The organism is Flavobacterium tagetis (assembly GCF_016735615.1).
GTDB classification, from domain to species: domain Bacteria; phylum Bacteroidota; class Bacteroidia; order Flavobacteriales; family Flavobacteriaceae; genus Flavobacterium; species Flavobacterium tagetis.
Genome location: NZ_JAERSF010000002.1, coordinates 1,222,378 through 1,244,820, shown reverse-complemented (window position 1 = coordinate 1,244,820; position 22,443 = coordinate 1,222,378). Strand labels below are relative to the sequence as shown.

22 protein-coding genes are annotated in these 22,443 nt (G+C 35.4%); 11 read left to right on the top strand and 11 right to left on the bottom strand.

Annotated features, from left to right (window positions below; genetic code table 11):
- Positions 1 to 21 precede the first annotated feature (21 nt).
- Together JI750_RS12825 and JI750_RS12820 are read right to left on the bottom strand one after the other, a co-directional pair.
- Positions 22 to 2,154: a TonB-dependent siderophore receptor gene (locus tag JI750_RS12825; protein WP_202002401.1), complete on the bottom strand. Its 2,133-nt coding sequence runs from the start codon at positions 2,152 to 2,154 to the stop codon at positions 22 to 24.
- A gap of 106 nt (positions 2,155 to 2,260) precedes the next feature.
- Complete coding sequence (locus JI750_RS12820) at positions 2,261 to 2,638, bottom strand: hypothetical protein (RefSeq protein ID WP_236673041.1); 378 nt, start codon at positions 2,636 to 2,638, stop codon at positions 2,261 to 2,263.
- A 665-nt stretch (positions 2,639 to 3,303) separates the two neighbouring features.
- Between JI750_RS12820 and JI750_RS12815 the strand changes: the two genes are divergently transcribed.
- On the top strand, positions 3,304 to 3,834 hold the full coding sequence (locus JI750_RS12815) for an RNA polymerase sigma factor (protein ID WP_109193296.1): 531 nt from the start codon (positions 3,304 to 3,306) through the stop codon (positions 3,832 to 3,834).
- Positions 3,834 to 4,622 carry an anti-sigma factor gene (locus JI750_RS12810; RefSeq protein ID WP_202002398.1) on the top strand — a complete coding sequence of 263 codons (789 nt, stop codon included), beginning with the start codon at positions 3,834 to 3,836 and terminating at the stop codon, positions 4,620 to 4,622. The genes JI750_RS12815 and JI750_RS12810 overlap by 1 nt, the downstream gene beginning before the upstream one ends.
- Positions 4,623 to 5,285: 663 nt before the next feature.
- On the opposite strand, the gene hemA is transcribed toward JI750_RS12810, so the two are convergent.
- From hemA to JI750_RS12785, 5 genes are all read right to left on the bottom strand, one after another.
- Entirely contained in the window at positions 5,286 to 6,590 is a 1,305-nt protein-coding gene (hemA, locus tag JI750_RS12805) for a glutamyl-tRNA reductase (RefSeq protein WP_202002394.1), read from the bottom strand.
- Between the two features lie 255 nt (positions 6,591 to 6,845).
- Positions 6,846 to 7,436, bottom strand: coding sequence for a globin family protein (locus JI750_RS12800; RefSeq protein WP_202002391.1), 591 nt, complete (start codon positions 7,434 to 7,436; stop codon positions 6,846 to 6,848).
- A 20-nt stretch (positions 7,437 to 7,456) separates the two neighbouring features.
- On the bottom strand, positions 7,457 to 7,891 hold the full coding sequence (locus tag JI750_RS12795; protein ID WP_111290880.1) for a hypothetical protein: 435 nt from the start codon (positions 7,889 to 7,891) through the stop codon (positions 7,457 to 7,459).
- Between the two features lie 130 nt (positions 7,892 to 8,021).
- Complete coding sequence (locus JI750_RS12790) at positions 8,022 to 8,861, bottom strand: DUF5777 family beta-barrel protein (protein ID WP_202002385.1); 840 nt, start codon at positions 8,859 to 8,861, stop codon at positions 8,022 to 8,024.
- Positions 8,862 to 8,888: 27 nt separating this feature from the next.
- Positions 8,889 to 9,278, bottom strand: a complete 390-nt coding sequence (locus tag JI750_RS12785; RefSeq protein ID WP_202002382.1) for an OB-fold protein — start codon at positions 9,276 to 9,278, stop codon at positions 8,889 to 8,891.
- Between the two features lie 168 nt (positions 9,279 to 9,446).
- Here JI750_RS12785 and JI750_RS12780 point away from each other — a divergent pair, with 168 nt between their 5' ends.
- From JI750_RS12780 to JI750_RS12740, 9 genes are all read left to right on the top strand, one after another.
- Positions 9,447 to 9,815: a hypothetical protein gene (locus JI750_RS12780; RefSeq protein WP_202002379.1), complete on the top strand. Its 369-nt coding sequence runs from the start codon at positions 9,447 to 9,449 to the stop codon at positions 9,813 to 9,815.
- 14 nt (positions 9,816 to 9,829) lie between these two features.
- A complete protein-coding gene (locus tag JI750_RS12775; RefSeq protein WP_202002376.1) occupies positions 9,830 to 10,369 on the top strand; it encodes a YceI family protein in 540 nt (179 codons plus the stop codon).
- A gap of 46 nt (positions 10,370 to 10,415) precedes the next feature.
- Positions 10,416 to 10,967, top strand: coding sequence for a YceI family protein (locus JI750_RS12770; protein WP_202002373.1), 552 nt, complete (start codon positions 10,416 to 10,418; stop codon positions 10,965 to 10,967).
- Between the two features lie 48 nt (positions 10,968 to 11,015).
- Positions 11,016 to 11,906 carry a helix-turn-helix transcriptional regulator gene (locus JI750_RS12765; RefSeq protein ID WP_202002370.1) on the top strand — a complete coding sequence of 297 codons (891 nt, stop codon included), beginning with the start codon at positions 11,016 to 11,018 and terminating at the stop codon, positions 11,904 to 11,906.
- Positions 11,907 to 11,985: 79 nt separating this feature from the next.
- Entirely contained in the window at positions 11,986 to 12,999 is a 1,014-nt protein-coding gene (hemH, locus tag JI750_RS12760; protein WP_202002365.1) for a ferrochelatase, read from the top strand.
- Between the two features lie 150 nt (positions 13,000 to 13,149).
- A complete protein-coding gene (locus JI750_RS12755) occupies positions 13,150 to 13,704 on the top strand; it encodes a fasciclin domain-containing protein (RefSeq protein WP_202002362.1) in 555 nt (184 codons plus the stop codon).
- 741 nt (positions 13,705 to 14,445) lie between these two features.
- Complete coding sequence (locus tag JI750_RS12750; protein WP_026729722.1) at positions 14,446 to 15,021, top strand: Crp/Fnr family transcriptional regulator; 576 nt, start codon at positions 14,446 to 14,448, stop codon at positions 15,019 to 15,021.
- Positions 15,022 to 15,089: 68 nt separating this feature from the next.
- The gene (locus tag JI750_RS12745; protein WP_066034741.1) at positions 15,090 to 15,542 is read left to right on the top strand and encodes a carboxymuconolactone decarboxylase family protein; all 453 of its coding nucleotides are present in this window, start codon (positions 15,090 to 15,092) and stop codon (positions 15,540 to 15,542) included.
- A 647-nt stretch (positions 15,543 to 16,189) separates the two neighbouring features.
- On the top strand, positions 16,190 to 17,074 hold the full coding sequence (locus tag JI750_RS12740; RefSeq protein ID WP_202002360.1) for a helix-turn-helix domain-containing protein: 885 nt from the start codon (positions 16,190 to 16,192) through the stop codon (positions 17,072 to 17,074).
- A 117-nt stretch (positions 17,075 to 17,191) separates the two neighbouring features.
- Here the strand turns inward: JI750_RS12740 and JI750_RS12735 are convergent, their stop codons facing one another.
- From JI750_RS12735 to JI750_RS12720, 4 genes are all read right to left on the bottom strand, one after another.
- Positions 17,192 to 18,418 carry a RidA family protein gene (locus JI750_RS12735; protein WP_202002359.1) on the bottom strand — a complete coding sequence of 409 codons (1,227 nt, stop codon included), beginning with the start codon at positions 18,416 to 18,418 and terminating at the stop codon, positions 17,192 to 17,194.
- 260 nt (positions 18,419 to 18,678) lie between these two features.
- Positions 18,679 to 19,482: a DUF2490 domain-containing protein gene (locus JI750_RS12730; protein ID WP_202002357.1), complete on the bottom strand. Its 804-nt coding sequence runs from the start codon at positions 19,480 to 19,482 to the stop codon at positions 18,679 to 18,681.
- Between the two features lie 12 nt (positions 19,483 to 19,494).
- The gene (locus JI750_RS12725; protein WP_202002355.1) at positions 19,495 to 21,552 is read right to left on the bottom strand and encodes a TonB-dependent receptor; all 2,058 of its coding nucleotides are present in this window, start codon (positions 21,550 to 21,552) and stop codon (positions 19,495 to 19,497) included.
- Between the two features lie 5 nt (positions 21,553 to 21,557).
- Positions 21,558 to 22,442, bottom strand: coding sequence for an urea transporter (locus JI750_RS12720; protein WP_202002354.1), 885 nt, complete (start codon positions 22,440 to 22,442; stop codon positions 21,558 to 21,560).
- Between the last annotated feature and the right edge of the window lies 1 nt (position 22,443).

The following is a 22,443-nucleotide window of genomic DNA, read 5'->3' as shown; positions in this document are numbered from 1 at the left end:
TGGAAGTTCTGAATTACAGCATTACAATTTTAATTTCAAAGATAAAATCACCTGGCGAAGGGTTCCCGGAGTAACCATACCACGGCCGCCATACCAATAATGTTCGTTGAGCAGGTTATTGGCAGAAAGCGAAAATACATAACGGGTTTTCTCAAAACTCAGCACCGAGTTGATTACCGTATAAGGATTCGTATAAAAAGAGCCATTGATATTATTGATCATCAGATCTTTACCATAATGACTGCCGCCTATACCTAATGAAAAGCCATTTAAAGCTTTTGACTGCGGAGCGTAATTCACGTACCAGGTTCCGGAAAGTTTGGGACCGGCATCTACAGGCCTTAGCCCTTGAGTAAGTGCATCGGAAACAATAAGTTTACTGTCATTATAAGCAAAACCAGCATGCAAAAACAGTCCTTTCATCGGATTTGATTCTAAATCTGCTTCAAAACCTTTACTGCGCTGCTCGCCATCCTGCAGATAGGAAGCCGTATCATTTGGATTTTGTCTTACCGCATTGGTTAGATCAATATTATAATAGCTCAAAACGGCATCCAACAGGTTCTTTTTCAGGGAAACTTTAACTCCCGATTCCCACTGGTTTCCATAAACGGGCTGGAAATTGGTCATCTGCCCGTTTACCGACTGCGGTGCCTGCGGCTGAAAACCATTCATATAATTAGCAAATAATGCTATTCTTTCAGGGATAATCTGGTAATTGATTCCCAATTTCGGAGAAACAGCCGTTTGTGTGTAATCCCCGGTAGTTGTCGCTGTTAATAAATCCTCAGTCCCTTTGTTATTGATGTAATTGATTCGGGCACTAAGCATTACACTTAAATTCTCCAAAGGGTTGATAACGTCTGAAATATATAGGGAATAATGATCCTGAATTGCCTTATAATTCTCTCCATAGGGTTTTAAGGCCAATTGACCGGAAATGTATTCATTATTAAAATTAGCATTCTCAGGATCTGTCCCAGCAGCTGAAACTTTAGTAAAATTCATAGATTTACTGGCAATCCCATAGAGATAATGATAGTATTCAACCCCCGCAATCAGCCGGTTTTTCACACTGCCAATTTTGAAATTCCCCACAAAATCCTGCTGGATCTGCTGGCTGGTAATGTTTTCCGGATACATTCTGTACACTCTTCGCGTCACATTCTGGCTGTTATCATCTAATCTTAATCGGATGTAATCGCCCGGAGTTTTATTATTGACTGAAATTAAATTGGTTTCCGATTTCCAATTCTCTGAAAGCCTGTAAATGACTTTTCCGTAAATATTTATTGCCTTATTATTGAGTGTAAGTGAGTTGTCATTGAAAGAACGGTAATAATCCAAATGGAGTTCATCTGCTGATTTAGCAGTCCCCAAAGCCACCTGGTAAAGCGGATTGTTGGTAGCGGTTTTGTTTAAAATTTCGGCATCAAGCTGAATATTTAAATCATCGCTGATTTTATAAGAAATACTTGGAGCTAAAAAAAATGTTTTTGAAAAACCCTGGTCCTGAAAAGTATCATTGTAGTTATAAGCGCCGGTTAAACGGGCAAGAACCTTTCCATCTTTGTCAAGAGGTGTATTGATATCAAGAGTTGCACGTTGCAGATTGTAAGATCCGCCCATTACAGTAATGTCAGCAAAAGTGGTCTGTTGTGGTTTTAGGGTAACCCGATTAATTAGTCCTCCAAAAGTAATCATAGTTGCGCCGCCTCCGCCAAAAATTACAGCGCTTGGTCCTTTGATTACTTCTAACTGGGCGATGTTTGCCGGATCCATATCAGAGGCCACATAACCGTTTACGCCATTTCTGAAGCTCGATCGGGTACGAAATCCCCGGATGGAATAATAAGGTGAAATTCCTGCCCAGCTGGGCGCAACACCTGTGGCATTTTTGAGCATTTCGCCTTGAGTGAAAAAATTTCTGTTTTTAATAAGCTGCGGTGAGACCGAAGCGGTCACCTGAGGATTTTCCAGGTTCTTGAGTGGCAATTTAGAAGCCAGTTCACTGGAAACATCTTTGGACTTTCTGACTCCTCCAATAATCACCTCGTCCATTAAGGTATATTTGCCCGATATGCTGTCTTTTTTTTGCGCATAGATTTGTAGTGAAGCCGTCAAAGCTGCCGCAAAAAATAGTACTTTTTTCATTTTGTAATTTTTATATAATTGTAATTTTATTAAAGTGCAAGCAATCTTTCATTGTTATACAACAATGAAAAATTATTCCAATAGGAATTGCAATGGAAATTATAATTTATATAAAAAGAGAAGGGGGACGGAAAGTCTCTGTTAAAACAGAAACAGGCTTATTGTCGAATCTAGCCGAAAAGCCAGCTTTGATTTCAATAGGTTCTAATAATTTGAAAGTCTTATTTGAAGTGTTTAAAATGTAAACCAACTCTGTTTTTTCTTTAAGGTTGTTCTGCATTTTCTTTTCGTTGTCGTCGTATTTCTTTAGACTTTTTTGAAGTTCACAGCGTCCGTTACAGGTATTAAAAACCATTTTTCGCTGTACGCAGATTGTTTTTACAATTTCTTGCTGCTCTAGTTTAAAAGATACATAAACAAAAACACTGCCAAATGATGGCACTAAAATAATGCAGCCAAGCAATACGATTAGATACTTTTTCAAAGTTATTGTTTTGTTTATGGAGCGCAAAAGTACTCTTTTTTGTTTTTATCTTAAATAAAGTTCTTGTTTTCTTTACCAAAAAACACCACTTTGTCTATTTATAATACTTGGGATTAAAACGGTTCTCTCACACCTGTTTTTTTTTAACATAATTCAAGGTGTTAACATTAAAAAGTTAATCTAATAAAGAACAATTGCATAACCATAATAATGCGACCGTCAAGACATAATTGAAGATCAATTGTCGTGGCAATGTCACGACAATCTTACCCAATAAATAGGTTGTTTTTTCATTTTACATCAATCCTTAACAGGATAACTAAACCAAATTTGTAAAGCCACTGAATTTCCCGCTCTCGTTTTTTCAAATATAACTGTTGCTTCACTAAAGCAAAAAATTGGTTTGTTTCCGAATTGTCTTTTTAACTTTTTAGCCCCGATAGCAGTGGAAATCCTTTTTCGGCGGGGTTCGGCGCAAAAGATTGGAACGTATAGCGGGAAGAGCTCCTAAAAATTCTTCAGTATAACCCCACGAAAATTGGCATTTTGAAAGTGATATCCTTTATTTCTGCTTTTGGGCCAGTTACGTAAAAAATAAATTACCTTTATCCGGCATTACCACTTTCTAAGAAATCAAAATTTATTTAAGCTTTAAATCCAATCCTATGAGCCAAGAAGAATTATTGGTATTAATCCGCAAAAAAGATGAAAGGGCTTTCACCCATCTCTATGATATGTATTCAAAAAGCTTGTTTTCGGTCATAAATGTTCTGGTAAAAAACCGCGAAGAAGCCGAAGATGTCCTGCAGGAAGTCTTTGTAAAAATCTGGAAAAACATCGATAGCTACAGCGAAAGCAAGGGCCGGTTCTACACTTGGATCCTTAATATTGCAAGGAATACATCTATTGACAAGCTGCGATCCAAAAATTTCAACAACACCCAAAAAAACCTTTCTTCGGATAATTTCGTAAATCTGTTAGATGACAGTAATAAATTAGCTAATAAACTAGATGCAATTGGCATTCAGGAGTTCGTTAAAAAACTGAAACCAAAATGTATCGAGATTATTGATCTGCTATTCTTTAAGGGATATACCCAGCAGGAAGCTTCAGAAGAATTAGCTATACCTTTGGGAACTGTAAAGACACAAAACAGAAACTGTATCAACGATTTAAGAAATTATTTAAAGATATAATGGAAGATAAGCAATATATTGAATCAGGCATTTTAGAACTTTACGTTTACGGCCTGCTGACAGAAAAAGAGAACCTGGAAATTGCCGAACTGGCCAGAAAAAACCCTGAGATTGAAAGTGAAATCATTTCTATAGAAAAAGCTGTTTCAGCCTTATCATCAAGCTTCTCACCTTTCCACTCGGCTGCCAATTTCGAGAAAATAAAAGCGCGTTTAGAGCTTAAACATACTAAAGTTGTCGATATAAAACCAGCATCAAACCTGCCGCAATACTTCGGCTGGGCGGCTGCAGTATTATTATTGCTAGGTTTTGGATATCAGACTTTAGAACTGGCAAAATCCAAACAGGCAGTCTCTGAGGCTGGAGGCAAAAAAAATAAAATTGAAAGAGAATATGCTATTTTAGACCAGCAGAATAAACAGACTGAGAAAAATCTGAGCATTGTGAGAGACATTAAAAATACAAGCGTTACTCTGGGCGGACAATCAGTATCTCCGGCATCATTTGCAAAAGTGTACTGGAACAAAGAAACAAAAACGACTTATATCGACGCGGCAGGTCTGCCAAACCCTCCAAAAGGAATGGTTTACCAGGTTTGGTCTTTAAAACTAAGTCCGGTGCTTACACCGACAAGTATTGGTCTGCTGGATAATTTTGAAGAAAACTCTCAAAAAATCTTCGCTGTAAGCCAAACCGATTCAGCTGAAGCTTTTGGCATCACGCTGGAACCTGCAGGGGGAAGCCTCACACCTACAATGGAACAGCTTTATACTTTAGGAAAAGTCTAATTCCATAAAAAGACCTAAATAAAAAGCGCATATTGATCCTGTTCAATATGCGCTTTTTGGGATTCAATACTGCACTCTGGCGGAACTTTACCCAAACCCCTTAGCCATAGTAAAAAAGCTAAAATCATCTTCCAAATTCACTTTAAAAATAAGATAAACTGAAGCGCAGCCCAAGTTAAAAGCCAACAGGATTCGACACCAAAAATGGAATAGCCCCATACTCCTTTTATTTAGATTTCTATTTAATTGAAATAATGAAAATCCATTATAAATGGTTAACTATTTATAATTTATTGAATTTTCCGCTCTCACTCTCCGATTATCAATTATTGCTCAGCTGAGACAGAAAATTAGTTTACTCCTCAAGCGTTTGGTGCGACGGCCCGCCTCTTTTATAACATGAATCAATGATGTGAAGTAATTTATAGTAGAAAAGCTGATTATAAAATTAATTAATAATTATGTAATTATCACCAAATCAATTAGTCTAACTTTACAAAATGAGGAATTGATTACTCCCATGCAGAATTAAGTAAACATTTTTTGGAAGATTATGTTTATGGACAAGCCCGTCGCAGCGTGCACCGCAGCTGACGGGTTCTATTTTTGTATCACTTGCTTCAGAACTTTGCTGTAAGTTTGAAACTGAAGCTGATTAAGCATTTATGACAGATTGATTTTGTATTTTTCTTCTATTGGCGAAGAAGCCTTATTCGGTGCAAGCTGTCCTATCTGGAATACTTTTTCAATAAATTCAATGCTTTGATCCACTGAAGTGTTTTCATTTTTTAAATGGCTGGCAAAATGGTTTGTTAATTTTTGAATAATTCTTGAACTGATTAAATCCATCTGTGCATCATCAAAATGGGTTGTTTTCTTTTTTTGAAAAGCAAATTCTGCTGATACAATATCATTTAGCTTGGATTTTAAGGCATGGATAGTCGGAGCACATTTTCGGCCGTTCACCCAGGTATTCAGTTCTAATTTCAGATCATCAATAATGGCTTCCGCAGCAGGAATATGCTGTTTTCTTTTTTCCAGCGTGTCATCCGTAATTTGAGACAGATCATCCAGATGTATTAAAGTTACACCGGGGATTTCTTCTACATTGGCATCTACATTGCGCGGGATGGATAAATCCAGAATCAATAAGGGTTTCTGTAAAGCAAGCGATGTTTTGTCAATAGTGGGATTTTGTGCTCCTGTAGCTACAACCAGCACATCGGCCTGCTGCAGTTCCTGTTTTAAATCAGCATAATCTTTTACAATAACATTCAGCTTGCCAGCCAGTAATTCGGCTTTGTTTTTTGTTCTGTTTATAAGGGCAATATGGCTGTTTTTAGTATGTTTTACTAAGTTTTCGCACGTATTTCTTCCTATTTTCCCCGTTCCGAATAACAAAATATTTTTATTCCCAATATCCGCCACATTTCGGATAATATACTGCACTGATGCAAAAGAAACGGATGTTGCACCAGAAGAAATTTTAGTCTCTGTTTTAACTTTTTTGCTCGCTTGAATAACCATATTTACTAAACGGTCCAGAAAAGTATTTACCAAACCTTCCCGTTTACTATGATTAAAAGCGATTTTAATTTGGCTGATGATTTCAAAATCGCCCAGAATCTGACTGTCTAAACCTGTTCCTACACGAAACATATGGCTGACAGCTTCTTCATTCTTATATATATAAGCAGCCTGCTGAAATTCTTCTACAGAACCATTGCTGTTTTCGCAAAGCAATTTGATGAGTTCATAAGGATGATGGGCAAATCCATAAATTTCAGTTCTGTTACAAGTAGAAGTAACAATCAATGATTCTATACCTTCTGCTTTGGCTTGCATCAATAAATCAGATTGTGCTTTAGTATCTAAACTAAATTTTCCTCTTATAACTGCATCTGCTTTCTTATAGCTTAACCCTAATGCGTAAAAAGTGGTAGATCTGGACATATTAAAATTTTCCATATTTATGCTTTCCTTAAAAAGTTCAAAAAATTATTACTAAGTAATTTATATAACAAGGCTATAAGAACTTCCTATATCGCTTTACAATACATCGATTCAAATTGGCGATTTTATATAATTTCCTGCCATTATACATGATATTAGACTTTCAAAATATTTATATACTGATTCTAAAATATTGTTAAGAGTCCCGCACTTCAAATAGTATTGAAATATAAAACGCTGCCTTTTTCAGGCAGCGTTTTGAGAAGAAATTTATTTTTGAACTATAGGAGTTCTCAATGATTCCAAAACAGCAACAATATCCGTATAAAGCTCTGTATTTGAAGCAACGCCATTCGCATTGGCCGCAGCTCCAACATATCCTTCAAATTTTGTATAATCTGCACTGCTTGATTTTGTTCCCATACGAGGATTTTTTGCAGGATCATGCGCAGCCGACATACTCAAACCAGAATATGTATTTACAGCATTGGTACCTCCGGTATTAAACGAAAAGAAATCAGTAAGGTTATCTGATAATTTAGCAATATTGGTAGACTGGGTAGTTCCAGTTTCTGCCAATAAAGGTGCAAAATGTGCCTGCAAATTACCTGCCGCATTGGATTGAATATCAGCAACAATCAATCCGATAGTTGAATTTACGACTTTACGGAAACTCAAACGACCCTGTTCAATCATCTGTCCGGAATTATCCGGATCGGAAACCATTTTAGTTCCGCCTAATCGTTCGTAGATAGAAGCCTTAACCGGTGCTGGGGTTTCGTCGTCATTACTGCTGCAGGAAATCATAGCTGCCGATGCAGCAATTAGTACACTAAGTGTAAGTTTTGAATAAACTTTCATAAATTTAAAGTATTAAAGGGTTAATTAAAAAAACGATTTATCTTTTGAGACAGTCTATAGCTCAAACTATTTTGATTCATTGGGCAGACTTCTTTGTCTGCTAAATTTGCCGGTAAAATATAGCGCTGCGCATCGTAACGTCCTTTAGCCATCAACTCGTTGAAAACTTTCTCCGAGTTTGTAATTTTATTATTGTGGAAATACACCACAACATTTCTTTTAACGATGATAGAGTCTGATGTCAGGCCTTTTATGCTTCTAAGGTCGGCACAAATTTTTCTGGCCTGCAGAGAATCAATATCTGATTTAAAATCGATTCTGCTTACTTGGAGATTTGGGGTGTCATAAACGGGCGGTTTGGCCGTTATAATGTGAAAAAGCAAAATCGCGGCAAACAGTACAAATATGCCGCTCAGAATTAAAAGTCCTTTTTTGATTATTTTATTAGTCTTCATAATTTTTTTATGGTTTTAAAATTATCTACGTGTACTTTAGAGCTGCGGTTTTAGAAATAATAGAAAATCGATTAATTTAGAATCATTTTAAATACAGAAATTACCTAATAATTTAATTATAAAGTAGATACTAAAAAACCCTGGCAAGATTAAATCCAAAAAATATATCTCCTTTTGTCCAGTCGCCAGTGGTTCTTCCTAGATATCCAGCCTCATCAATTGCCTGTGAACTGGTAAAATGCATCTGGAAAACATGTCCGCCGGTTTCCAGATCCAAACCAATAGACAGCGGATTTTTATAAAGTGAATTTGGCGCTCTGTTTAAATGCGCCGCATAATCCATATTTAAGGACCAGCGCTTAGCGAATTTATATCTTCCTCCAAATCCTATGGCATATTGGGAATTGCTTTGGTCTACATCATCAACAAAGTTTTGATGAAAGAATGACGGCACAATTTCTAAAGACAGCTTTTCAGAAAATTTTCTGGAAATCAGCAGCTGCGCAACATAAGTCAGCCTGTCTTTAAATTGAAGTTTCGGATACAGACTTTCTTTTAATGTGTTATTAATAGATAAACTATTAAAACCAGCAATAGTAACAGGAAAGCCGTCTTTTATTTGAGGAAACAGCATATATTTTGTTGCAAAGTCATAAGCAAATTCACTTCTGGCGGCACTTACGTTGAGTCCATTTGTTAGACCGTAAATAAATTTAATCTGCGTATTGGCATTATCCAGTCCATAGAAACCTTCAAAGCCATCTTTAATAGAGCCGAATCGGTGTGCAACAACAAAATACAAATCGCCTTTTGCTGCCAATTTTGTAGATTCGAGATTAACGATTTTTAAGGCTTTGAATGCAGATGTCACTTTTTCTTTTGCAGAAGGAGTTTCTACCCCGGACAATAAATCGGTTTGGGAGAAGGTTAACAGCGGAAATAAAAAAAATAATAGGATAAAGTTTTTCATGAGGTTAGTTTTAAATTGTTATTTGTATTAGTGTACAACTGAAGATTGGTCTATTTTAAATTCCTGGAGCAGTTCGTCATATCCTAAAAAACGCCCTTTAATTTTTAGGGTTTTCCCGGATATAATATTTTGCGGCAAACGGTTTTTGAATGTCACAAATACTTTTTCGCTCATAACAATTCCATTGCCGGCTTTATCAATACTTGTTACCCGTGCAGATAGTTCAATTGTTTTGTCCTGATATTTGATGTAAGCCAGACTGTCGTTTGAAGTAAACTCTCTTTCTAGTTCGTTAACGGTTACAACATAATCGGCAGTTTCTGATTCTATATTTCTATGCCCTTTGTAGATGTAGAGGTACGCTGAAATTCCGATTATTATAAAAAGGAAAATTGTAATTAGTATTTTTTTTCTCATAACTGGTTTTTAGTATTTCAAATTATCTACGTTAAAAAATACCTATTGGATTTAAATCATTAAATATGCCTCCTTCGAAATCTGGATTATTCATTTCATCGTATATGATTTTGAAATGCCTGGTAATTCTTAAAGTCATGCATTTATTTATAACTAAAAACCAATCTTATGAATCTAAAAACCCTTCTGGCCATCTCATCATTAGCTTCAATTTTTGTAAGCTGTGCCAATGACGACCCAAGCACCCTAAGCGACACTGCACCAATTAATGGTTTGGCAACATACAACCAAAATGTAAAATCTATTATTGATAATAACTGTGTTGTATGCCATGCAGCAGTTCCTAAAAATGGCGCGCCAATGTCTTTAGTTACTTATGAACAGGTGAAAAATGCAGTTTTAAACCGAGGACTCCTTACACGAATTTCTTTAGAAAATGGAGATAGTTCCTTAATGCCGCAAGGTGGACCAAGATTGCCTCAAGCTACTATCGACATTATAAAAAAATGGAATCAGGATGGATTATTAGAAAAATAATCTATAACAGCAACATGAAGAAAATCATAATAATGCCAATGCTATTGGCTTCTTTTATTGTTTTTTCACAGGAAAAAATAGTAACTAAATCTGCAACAATAACTCTGGAAGCTTCAGTACCTTCTTTTCAGCCGGTTGCAGGAACTAACAGCAATGTAACTTTTGTTTTGAATCCCGCAACTGGAGAAGTGGCAAGTCTGGCTTTAATGAAAGGATTCCAGTTTGAAATGGCATTGATGGAAGAACATTTTAATGAAAATTACATGGAAACCGATAAATATCCAAAAGCTATTTTTAGAGGGCAAATAGAAGGATTCGACATTAAAAATCTAACTGAAGATTATAAAGATTACACCATAAAAGGAAAATTAGAAGTGCATGGAAAATCCAAGGATATAAGTGCCGATGCAAAAATTACAAGATCGGGTTCCAGAGTCACCCTTATATCTGATTTTGAAATAAATGCAAGTGATTTTAACATTCCGATTCCAGCGCTTATTAAATATAAACTGGATAATAAAGTCAAAATTCAAATTATTGCAGTTTTAAAATAAGACTGCGCAAAACAGGATGATTTTATAAAAAAATAAAGGCGAAATAATGAAAAAAACAATACTTATTGCAATGCTGTGTCTTTGCGCCATTGGCGTATCACAAGAAAAAATGGTCAGTAAATCGGCAAAAGTCATTTTTGAAGCTTCCGTTCCTTCTTTTGAAGAAGTTAAAGCAGTGAATCGGAATGTTACTTTTGTTTTGAATCCAGCAACAGGAGAGATTGCAAGTTTAGCCCTGATGAAAGGTTTCCAGTTTAAGGTTGCCTTAATGGAAGAACACTTCAATGAAAATTACATCGAAAGTGACCAATATCCAAAAGCCATATTTAAAGGAAAGATAGAAGGATTTGATCTTCAAAGCCTAAGCGCAGATGCTAAGGATTTTATCATTAAAGGCAAATTACAACTCCACGGTAAATCCAGGGATATAAATACTGATGCAAAGATAAGCAGATCACCATCAGGGGTCAGCATTTCATGTAATTTCAGCGTAAATGCCAGTGATTTTAATATCGAAATCCCAAATTTGGTTAAAAGCAAGCTTTCCAATAAAATAAATATCCAGTTTGCCGCAGTTTTAGAAGCCAATAGACAATAACCAGCTGGAAACTATCTCGAAAATTCAATAATTTTTTATATCAAAAAAATGGAGGAAGAAATACAAATTGAGGACGGCCTTACCCTTATCCGTTTCCAGAACGACAGCTCAGAATCTTTTTCTGCACAGCACGAAATAGGTGCCGGCCTGATACAGTTTCATTTCGCACTAAAAGGTAATGCATTTTTTTTGTCCAGTCAGGATCATTGCACATTAGAATTGAAAGAGGAAAAATCACTGATTTTGTGCAATCTGCAGCATCAGTCATTGCTTAAGTTAGAACTTTCTCCAAATTCATGGATGATTTCTGTTATTGTTTCGATTAATAAATTTCACTCGTTATTTTCCGTTCAAGCAGATTATATTTCTATTTTAAGCCCCGATAAGAAGAAAAAAAAGTATTATGCCGAAGCGTACATCAGTCCTGCTATGGCTGTTGTTTTGAGCCAGCTGTTTCATTACAGCCTTCATCCTTCCCTAAAGAACCTTTATTATAAAGGAAAAGCATATGAATTATTGAGTCTGTATTTCAATAAAATGGAAGATCCAAACGCAGTGCAATGTCCATTTTTGACTGATGAAGATAACGTGCTGAAAATCAAAAAAGCCAGAGAAATACTTATCGCCAATATGGCCGAACCGCCAGGACTGCAGCAGCTGGCAGATGAAATTGGGCTGAATATGAAAAAATTAAAAACAGGCTTCAAACAAATTTATGGTGATACGGTATACGGTTTTCTGTTTGACTACAAAATGGATTTCGCCTTAAAACTATTGGACAGCGGTTCTTACAATGTAAATGAAGTCGGCCTGAAAATAGGATACAGCACCGGAAGCCACTTTATTGCGGGATTCAAGAAAAAATTTTCCACAACCCCAAAAAGATATCTAATGTCCATTAATACCAATCATAAAAACAGTTTCGCTTTTATAGATTAAGGCATAAATAAAAATATATTTGATTAATTTTAAGAAGCAACAAGTAATGAGTTTGAGGAAAATTAAAACAAAAACGATAATGAAAGGCGTATTATTAGTAAATTTGGGATCTCCCGAAAGTCCCGCACCAAAAGATGTAAAACCGTATTTAGATGAATTTCTAATGGATAAATACGTGATCGACGTTCCGTATTTATTGAGAGCATTATTAGTTCGCGGTATTATTTTAAGAAAAAGACCAGAAGAATCAGCGCACGCTTATGCGAAAATCTGGTGGGAAGAAGGTTCTCCATTAGTTGTTCTTTCAAAAAGAATGCAGAAAAAAGTACAGACTTTAGTAAATGTACCGGTTGAACTTGCAATGCGTTACGGAAGCATGACAATCGAGAAAGGACTCCAGCAATTGCATGATAAAGGCGTTACTGAAGTACTGCTTTTTCCGCTGTATCCGCAATATGCAATGGCTTCAACTTTGACTATTTTAGTAAAAGCAGAAGAAATTCGCAAGAAGAAGTTTCCACACATGACTTTTACAGATGTTCCGGCATTTTACAATAAACCGGATTACATCAAGAATTTGGCAGATTCGATTCAAAAACATTTAGTTGGTTTTGAATATGATCATTTGTTGTTTTCTTATCACGGAATTCCAGAGCGTCACATTCGCAAAACCGACGTTACAAAATCACATTGTAAAATTGACGGTTCTTGCTGCAGCACGCCATCTCCGGCACACGATTTCTGTTATCGTCACCAATGTTACGAAACAACAAGGCAAGTTGTAAAATTATTAGGGCTTCCCGAAGATAAATACAGTCTGACATTTCAATCGCGTTTGGCGGGAGATAAATGGTTAGAGCCTTATACTGATATTGAAATTGACAAAATGCCGGCAAAAGGAATTAAAAATCTGGCTGTTGTAACACCTGCTTTCGTTTCGGATTGTTTAGAAACGCTCGAAGAAATCGCCATGCGCGCCAAAGAAGATTTTGAGAAAAATGGAGGGGAAAATTTCCTGGCTATTCCCTGTTTGAATGACGACCAGAAGTGGTGCCAGACTGTTAGCAGCTGGATTAATGAGTGGGCTGAATAATGCTACAATAGCAATTGGGAATATTGGAGCTTTCATTATTAATATATCAATTCGCCCATTTATATTTCATTTTAATTTATTTTTTTACCTCTTTTAAAACCAAAAAGAATATTAAAGCGTAAATGACTTTATAACTTAAAAAAAGTAATTATGAAAACTAGAAAATTTTTAGCAGCCGCAATCCTGGCATTAGGATTTGGATTGACATCATTTGCACAAAAAACAGTAATGGTTGGTGGAGCAGCTATGTATCCTAATAAAAATATTATAGAAAATGCGGTAAACTCAAAGGATCATACCACCTTGGTAGCAGCAGTAAAAGCAGCAGGATTAGTTGAAACTTTACAAGGTAAAGGGCCATTTACTGTTTTTGCACCAACAAATGAAGCATTTAGTAAATTGCCCGCTGGAACTGTTGAAACATTATTGAAACCTGAGAATATTAAATCATTACAAACTATATTGACATATCATGTAGTGGCCGGTAGAATGAATAGTTCTGATATTGCAAAAGCAATAAAAGCTGGTAAAGGAAAAGCTTCTTTAAAAACAGTTAGCGGCGGAACTCTAACTGCCTGGATGGATGGAAAAGATTTGTACATTAGTGACGAAAGTGGCAATAAAGCTAAAGTTACAATTTCAGATGTAAATCAATCTAATGGTGTCATACATGTAGTGGACGCAGTACTGCTTCCAAAAATGTAGTTTGCTGAGAATAAATTACAATTAAGCCCTGAAATTTCAGGGCTTTTTATATAATTACTATGCGACAAAATAGTAATAGTCAATTGTATTAGAGATTTTGATTACCATTTTATTGCCAGCTCAAAACTTTAAATATAAGGAATTGATATCTTTTTTTTACAAAAGATTAAGGCTGTCTCTTTTTATTTTTGGTAAAATAATACATAAAACTAAATATATTTTTGCTTCAATCCCCAACAGGACATCTAAACCAAAACTATAAAGCCAATGAAAGACAAACATTACATGTAGTAAGCCAATTTCTTCAAATCATCTAAAAATGATGTTGTAATTTGTCCCATCGAGGTCACTCAGCCAGATGGCGCCAATTGAAGACAATTGGCGCCATTTTTTCATTTACACTAATAAATACGGTGGCTTTGAGTCATTTTTGCTTTTATTTTCTTTCTCTAAAATAATAGAAAAATTGCTTCAGCGTGTATATTTAGATGAAAAATAATACAAATAGTTAATTTATCATTCGATAACTTAACAGGATTCGAACCCCCAGAATATTATAGAAATTGACTCTATATAATCTCCAAATTGCTTTCAATTACTATTTAATGACAAATAATGAAATCTGATTTCAAAACGTATTTAAGTATATTATTGCTATATTTGCTTAAGAGCCTGCCAGCGATGCCATTCCGATTAAAAAAGCTGGCCGAACAGTCAAAACCAATATGTCATTTACTCCAGATGTCCAATATACTCAAAAACCATATAGCCAAATTTGCACAGGTATCAGACAATGACTTTGAGCAAATCAAAAAATTCTTCGACATAAAACAAACGTGTAAAAAAGAGAACCTGCTAAAGGAGGGACAGATCTGCCGTCATCATTATTTTGTTTTGGACGGCCTGCTTAGAAAGTTTTATATTAACGAGAAAGGTACCGAACAAACCACGGAATTTGCCATAGAAACATGGTGGCTTACCGATAACTTTGCCTACGAGAACCAGCTCGCGACAGAATTTTATATTCAGGCAGTAGAGAAATCAACATTGCTTTACATCACTTTGGAGAAGCAGCAGAAGCTGCTGGAAGAGTTTCCGGTAATGGAGCGCTATTTCCGTTTTGTCTACCAGAGGGCTTATGCAGCCGCACAGAAACGCATCAAATTTCTTTTCTCGTTCTCTAAGGAAGAGTTTTATTTCCAGGCAGTCAGAAACCACCCCGAATTCATCCAGCGTGTTCCCCAATACCTCATCGCTTCCTATCTAGGATTCACGCCCGAATACTTGAGCGAAATACGCAAAAGGCTTCTTTCTTAAACCAGTTTAAGTTTTTTCCTTTCCCTATTATTGAATTTTGCATTGAACAATTTTAAAAGAATAATACAATGCAAAAACGACTTAACATTAAGCAGGCCGCTCCGGATGCACTAAAAGCGATGATAGGACTTGAAAGCTACCTTTCAAAAATTTCCATATCCAAGACAGCCAAAGAACTCATAAAGATACGTGCCTCGCAGATCAACGGCTGTGCCTACTGCATCAACATCCACACTCAGGACGCCGTTAAAAACGGCGAGTCAAACCAGCGCATTTTTCTCTTGAGTGCTTGGAGAGAAGCTGGGGACATTTTTACAGAAGAGGAAAAAGTGGTGCTCGCGGTAACTGAAGAGATAACATTAATTCATGAGAACGGATTAACGGATGAAACCTATACAAAGGCCTTACAGTATTTCAGTGAAAGCCAGATAGCAGATATAATAACGGCCGTCATAACAATCAATCTTTGGAACAGGGTTGTTCTCAGTACCCATCTCCGAATAGGAGAAAGTCTTGCATAACTTGCAAAAAACTAGTTTAATTACGATGCATCCAAAAGTTTAGAATTATAATTAAATTTGAAGACAATAAGCCCGATTTGTTTCGGGCTTATTGCTTTTACGAAAAACTCATTTAAAAGCACCAATTAGGATAGAAATGCTCCAGTGGAACAACAATCAAATAATTCATACAGCCAAAGAAAGACAATCCTGCCTTAACTTAAACAATCTTTTAAAATCCTGCATAAATTTTGTAAATTTATATATCAGTTTAATGCGATGGATCAATTGAGTTTTTACAATTTTTGCATCAATCCTACTCAGGACATCCGAACCAATTTTTTAACGCCAATGAAAGACAGACATTACATATAGAAAGCCAATCTCTTCAAATCATCCAAAAATGATGTTGAAATTTGTCCTGTCCCCGTCACTCTAAAAGGGAAAAAGATAAAAATTATTTTTTTCCCTTTTTTATATTTTAACTTCCCGTTAACTTCCTGTTAGCCATATATTCCACACTTTTGTTTACCGAAAAAAAATAAAAGAAAACAGTTTTTATTGTTTTTGTTTTTAACTACATATCCAATTTTTAAGAATCTATATTTAATCGTTTATCCCAACCTATTAAATTTACATTCGCAGCTATAGCACAAAATCAGGTTTTAATGAAAAACAACCCTAAACTACTCAGCAATTATGAGTACAAGAAGTTCTTTCTTCCAGATATATCTACTCATAATCTCTTTAATAATTCGAATGTACAGCTGTATCGAATAGAAAATTATTTAAAGAAAATTGTAATTCCCGTAAATCCGTATCAAACGACTTTTAACTTTCTGATTTTTGTAACAAAAGGATTTGTAAAACAGCAGTTAGAAACATCGGTTTTTGAAATTAATGCTAATCAAGCGCTTAGTATTAAACAAGGCAATTTTACAGCAACCTTAGAATTATCAGATGATGTTGAGGGATTTTTTGTTATATATGAAAACGAAGTAATCACTGAAATTGCATTGACAACAAGTGATCTAAACTTTTTTTACACTTCACCTTTCTCTATTTTAAATCCGAACCAAATCAATTGGCTTATTCGCTTATTTGAATTATTGGAAGAGGAATTAAACCAAACTGAACATATTAATGCAATTACTACATCTCTTCTTCAATCTGCATTATTAAAAATTATACGAACAGAAAATACAGACAATAAATCACTCAGTCGCGCAAGTTTTATTTCTTTTCAGTTTAGGGAATTGGTTCAGAAAAACCATATTCAATATAAAAACATAGATTATTACTCCAGTATACTAAAAATATCAGATAATTATTTGAACAAATGCGTTAAAGAAACCACTGGAAAAGCACCAAAACAATGGATAAACGAAATTACAATTCAGCACAGCCAAATTCTTCTGCAAGATAATTCGAAAGAAATAGCAGAAATAGCATTTGAGTTGCATTTTCAATCGCCTTCTTATTTTTCACGCATGTTTAAAAAAGTGACAGGAGAGTCACCTTCTGATTATCGAACACAGTTTTTAAAACATTAAAAATTACAATTCATTCATAAAAAAGAAAACGCTTAAACAGGATGTTTAAAAATCCTGTTATAAGCGTTTTTTGTCTAAAAAAGACTCTACTTAAAAATATAAATTTTACTTCGTAAATTAAGCTGGCGTACCTTCACTGTTAGAAACAACTGCATCAACTTGGATCAAAGCATTCAAAGGAATTGCTGAAACGCCAACTACTGTTCTTGCAGGCAAGTCTCCGCTGAAAAATGAAGTGTAAATTTCGTTTATAGTCTTAATATCAGCCACATTTTTAAGCTGAATATTCACTTTAACAATATCATCCATCTTATGGTCGATACTTTCTACTATTGCCTTGATATTATTTAAACATTGTACTGCTTGTTCCTTAATTCCACTGCCAACTATTTGATTCGTTTCTGGAACCAAAGGTAATTGCCCCGAAATATGATTGTAGTGCGAATAAGCAACTGTATGCGAATACGGAACTTTTGGTGCGTTTTCTGTGTTGTTTGCTTCAATTACCAAAAAACGTGCATCTTCAGGAAGTTGCGGAGGAGTTCCATCACCATGTGAAACTGCAGTATCAATCTGTACTAAAGCACCTAATGGCAAAGCCGAAGCACTAACAATTGTTCTAGCTGGAACATAGTTTGGGAAGAATTTTGCCAAAACGCTATTTACAGCTTCAGCATCTGAAATGTTTTTAAGAAAAACAGTAGTTTTAACCACATCGTCCATAACATGTCCAATGCTTTCTAAAATAGCTTTAATATTTTCTAAACATTTTTCTGCTTGCTCTTTTACACCGCCAGCTACAATTTTTCCAGATTGCGGATCGATAGGCAATTGTCCTGAAATATTGCTATAGTGCGAAAATGCTACGTTATGGGCATGTACACTCTTTGGTGCGTTTTCTGTATTTCTAGTCACTTTAACAAGATCTAAAGCTTTTTGCGGAGTTGTTCCCTCGCCGTTTGAGATAAGAGTATCGATCTGAATTAAAGCACCATCTAATGGCAAAGCATCTACGGCAACCGTTGTACGAGTTGGAAGATTGCTTTTGAAGAATGTTTTGTATACTTCGTCTACTGCTTCTACATCAGAAATATTCTTTAAGAAAACAGTTAGTTTTACAGCATCATCCATAACATGACCAATACTTTCTACAATTGCTTGAATATTGGTCAAGCATTGTTTCGCCTGCGCTTTAATATCCCCACTAACAATTTCTCCCGTTTTAGGATCGATAGGCAATTGTGCCGAAAAATTGTTGTAATGAGAAAATGCTACTGTTTGCGTTGAAAATGGGCTTTTTGGTGCGTTCTCTGTGTTTCTCGAGTTCTTTTTAATTTCGCTCATAAATTTATTTGATTTCTGTTTTTATAATTACTTTTTTTTATGGACTAAGGAGTTGAGTGAGATTGAATAAAATTTAATTTTAACACATAGAGACATAGGTTTTGTTGCTTCTGTTTAAGGTTACAGAAAAAGCTAGCTTTAACACATAGCTCTATGTGTATTATTCTAAATGAAATGCCTGTAGCACATTCTTAAAAGTTATGTGTCTATGTGTTTAAAAAATCATCCAACAGGTCAAAGCTTACATTTTTTCTTTTTTATCATGCCCCAAAGGGATCTTTCCAAATTACATCTAAGGCTAAATAATTCACGTCTGAAATATCAGATCCTTTACCAATCAGGTTATACATATAGCCTACATCGAAAATAAATGGAATTTCATGTGGAGTAAGTGAGTAGTAAAGTGTGAGTCGACTTTCTTTATAATCAAATTTTGACCATTCTTTCTCGGGCTCATTTTCTTTGCTTATTGCAAAAAGAACCTCGGCTCCACCTATAATATGATGTGTTTTAGTGCTTCCTAAATCTAGACTTAGCTGTGTTTTGAGGCGAGTACGCAACTGAAAATTTTCTTCAGTATTACTAAAATCAGGATTAAAAAATTTCCTAAATTCTTGTCTTATCGTATTTTTCCATTTCAGTCCATTGCTTTCCATGATATAAGAATAGCGTCCGTATAATCTAAATTCCTGTTCGATTGCAGGATTTAATTCTTCATACGGTGCTTCAGAATCGTAATTATTAGATCTTCTGTAGCTAAACGCATACGAGTATTCCCAGTTCTTGCTATAACGGTTGGAAATTTCCTCATTGATTACCAGAATAGCCATTTTAGAAAATGGATTATTCTCATCTGGACTACTCTTTAAACCAACACCTACATAAGTTGTCGATTCTTTATGTTTAAGCGAATCTAAAGATTGCCTTACGCCAAAGGCAAACCAAGAAGCATTTTTACCTTCTCCCAAACCTGGTGGACTTAACTGTGCGAATGATTTACTAAATGTGACCACAAAAATGACCACTGCCAATAGCAATTTGCTTTTTGCAGACACGTTTTTCATATTTTCTAAAGTTTAAAATTTATAGCTTATTCCTGCTTTTACAGCGAAAGGAGTTCCGGGAGTAAAACATAATTCTGATACTGAACTAGCTTCGTCTCTAAGTCTTGTTTCTGTTTCAAATTGCGCTTCATTCCATTTGGTATTAAAGATGTTTTGAAACTGCATATTTACTTCCCAGCTTTTTTTTCCATAAGCCAACACAAGATCATTAACGAAATAGCCACGTGTTCTTACCGAATTATCTTCAATAGCAGGTCTTGAATCCATATAGCGGTATCTTAGGTTTGCAGAGAAACCAGAAGGAAGTTTTACCGCTACACCTCCAGTACTCGTAAAAGTTGGAACTAAAGGAATATAATCTTCTCCTTTTGGCTCATCAATAAAACGAGCATGGGCATAATTAAGGTCTCCGTCTAAATAAAGCCAAGAAATCGGTTGGTATCTCAAACTCAAATCAAAACCATAACGACGTGTTTTCCCCGAAGGTTCTACAACAGCTTCGTCTCCAACATATACAAATTCCTGTTGCAGATACATATGCCAAATGGCTGGCTGAATAATCATATTGGCTGTTGGACGAAGAATAACTCCAAAATCACTTCCAAAAGAATACGGAAGGATGTCTTTTCCATCTTGTGCTACTACAACTCTTACGTCATTGGAGTGAAAACCAAAACCAGATTTAATATACCATTCCACATTTTGGTTTTGTGTATAAGAAATATTTAATTTTGGACTTATTCTAGCCGCCGAAGCTTCTTTCGCCGCAGGTAAACTAGCAAGACGATCATGAAGGCTAAAGGTAAAATAGTCTAACCTCGCTGATGGATTGATGAGCCATTTCCCTACTCTATAATCGATTGAGGTATAGCCATGAACATTGATTTCTGTAGCAGATCCATCAGATAATCTATCTAACAATAAATCACGCTGATAGACATGATTTAATTGTAAGTCCTTGATATCATCAAAACGAAATCCCGCTCCCGATGTCCAAGTCATGTTGCTATTTTCAAATGCAAATCTTCGGACATATTTATTTTCTAAACCATAAATAGAACGATTATCTGTTTGCTGAATTTCATCTCCATAAACAGGATCATTCAGATAAAAGGTAAAATTCGAAAACAGATTAAAATTGTATTTTGAATAGAATAAATTGCTAGAAAACTCTTCATTCTCATTGGCTAAGTATCTATAATTTACTGCCAGATTTGTTCTCGATGTCCTTCCTCCCTCAGTTGGATCAATAGATCCCCATCTGCTTATAATTCCTTCTTCGACTGCTCTTTCTGGAATCTGTCCCGAAGCATTCCAGTTTGAAGTAAAAGTAGATCCTAAAATAGAGATATATTGTTTTTCATCAATCCATTGGCTGTACTTCGCTAAAAAATTAACGCGTGTAAAATCCTGTTTGACATCAAACGGCCCATCTGTATAATTGAATTCGCCTGCTACATAGAAACTCTTATCTTTATTATTTTTATCTAAAAGATTAAGCATTGTCACCGCTCGCATGGTATTAAAAGAACCACCTTCAATTTTAAAAAGATTATTCTCTAATCTGTCAAAAGTGCTAAAATTGACATATCCAGAGGTATTAAAATCTCCTTTATCGGCATAATAAGCTCCTTTTCCAAAATCGATATCTTTGATAGTTTCTGGAATAAGAAAATGCAGATCGGCATATCCTTGTCCATGTGCATGTGAAACTATATTCACAGGCATTCCATCTGCCATCACGCTGATGTCGGTTCCATGATCATTATCAAATCCGCGCAAAAATATTTGTTCTGCCTTGCCTCCGCCAGCATGCTGAGCAATAAAGAGTCCGGGAACTTTTCTCAATAAATCCTGTGCAGAATTAACTGGAGACATTTTTAAATCGACTTTCATTATCTTTTTTCTGAAATCGACGTTGTTTATAACTATTTTGCTCAGATGCATTGTATCTGCTTCTGATTTATTTACTTCTAATTTGTTTGCTTCTGGCTTATTTGCCTTTTGGGCAAATCCATTCTGCACTGCTAACAATACTATTACAATTGCTGTAAAAAGTTTGTTTCTCATTATTATTAATTTTCTTTTACAATTGCCATTTTACTTTCAAAACGACTTATTATTTTTTTTAAGGAAACAATTACCCACATTGATAAAACAAATGGAAACGTAAGTGTAATCCATCCGTTATGCATCATAAAAATGTCAAAGTATGTTGCTATAACTACTGATAACAATACATACAGTCCATCTCTTGGTTTTGTTCCGCTACATGCAATTCCGCATAAAACAGCGTTGAAACTGAACATTCCATCTTCTATTAATTTTACAGAATCTTGATCAAAATGCGCAATTGCCGCTGCAATTACTGCCGCTACAAATCCGTACAATGCCGCTGTGGGATTGTTTAGAAAAACCCCAATAAAAAACAGCAAACCAGCTGCAATAGTTCCTTGAAAAATCACTTCACTATAGGCATGTGCCGCTACTGCAAAATCTTCAAGTTCGGGCATCTCTACATTAGCTGCTGGTATTCTTGCAACTGCTAATCCAAAGTGCTGAATACTCAAAACAGCAACTACAGTAATGACAATAAAAGGAAAGGTGAAAAAGGGTATTTTTTTGCGAATAGAAAATTCCATAAGCAACGTGCTTAGTACAGATCCTAAAACAAGTAAAAACCATATTAACAGACTGGTTTCAAAGAAGAAAACTAATCCTACTCCGACTAACGTTGCATTAAATCCGTATAAACCTGCTTTTATATTTTCGTCACTGAAATTGCAAATTTTTGCTGTCGCAGTACCAATTATAGAACTTAGCAAAGCTGCAACTCCCATCAGGATCGAGTCATAAGATATCGCAATTAAAAATAATAATCCTGTCCAAGCACTTTCTTGAAGCATGATTTGTCCAATGCCTTTAAGCACTGTTTCTACTATTGATTTTATTTTTTTCATT